The organism is Nonomuraea sp. NPDC051941 (assembly GCF_044593615.1).
In genome coordinates this window covers 1-1,089 of record NZ_JBIUCF010000154.1, presented here as the reverse complement: position 1 = coordinate 1,089, position 1,089 = coordinate 1, and the positions used below count along the sequence as shown (strand labels likewise).

Sequence of the window (1,089 nt, the reverse complement as noted above, 5' to 3'; positions counted from 1 at the left end):
GATCACGGGACACGCTCTAGTACTACAGCCTGATTTCGTGATGTTTGAGCCAGCGTCTCCAGTAGTGGCTGGCTCGTGCGCGGGTCTGATGAGCGCGGCGACGTTGGGACCAGTCGAGGGCGTGGTTGAGCGGGCGGGTGATCGTGGCGGTCAGACGTGCCAGGAGACGGCGGATTTCTGCTGGTGTGAGGCGGACCAGGCCGCTTGGGCTTTTGGGGCGTGTGCGGCGGTGACGGCAAGGTAGGCGTGGGCGAGCATCGCCAGGGTGATGTGCCGGTGCCAGGCGTCATAGCGTCGGACCTGGTACTGGTCCAGGCCGGTCTCGTTCTTGGCGCTCTGGAAGCATTCCTCGATGGCCCAGCGGGCGCCGGCGACGGCGATGAGGTCCTCCAGGCTGGTGCCGACGGGGGCATGGCACAGGTAGTAGGCCAGCTCGAGTTCGCCCTTGGCGTTGGGGGTCAGGCTGCGGCGGACCAGCAGCCAGCGCTGGTAGCCGGGCTCGGTCTCGAAGTGCACGGTGGCCAGGGCCCAGTCATACAGGCGCGGCCCTTTGGCGCCGTTGCCGCAGGAGCGGCGTTTCCATGCCTCGGGCGGGGCCTGGGCGGTCGCGGCCTCAGCGTGGATCTGCCCGCCCCACGCCTTGCCGATCCATTGGTTCTTGGGCACCGCGACCACGTAGCTGAGGTGGTGCTCTTCCAGGAAGCACCGGAACTTGAAGTCCAGGCCGTATGCCTCATCGGCCGTGACCCACGAGGCCGGTACGCCCGCCTCCAGCGCGCGGGTGAGCAACGTCCGGGCCAGTACGGGCTTGGTGGCGAACGGCACGTCTTCGCCGATGCCTGCCTGGGCGCATCGAGCTCGATCATCGGTCCAGGACTTAGGCAGATACAGTTCGGCATCGATCAGTGCCCGGCCCAGCGGGGAGGCATAGGCCAGGAACACCCCCAGCTGGCAGTTCTCCACCCGGCCCGCGGTGCCGGAGTACTGACGCTGCACCCCGGCCGACTTGTCCCCCTTCTTCAGGAACCCGGTCTCATCCACGATCAGCACGCCGTCGCGGTGGCCGAGGTTGTCCATCACGTAATCGCG

General features: G+C 67.4%; 1 protein-coding gene. It reads right to left on the bottom strand.

Features of this window, described 5'->3' with window-relative positions; genetic code table 11:
* Positions 1-150: 150 nt before the first annotated feature.
* Positions 151-1,089, bottom strand: a 939-nt coding sequence (locus tag ACIHFD_RS67920) for an IS701 family transposase (RefSeq protein WP_397375980.1), incomplete at its 5' end; no start/stop codon positions are given.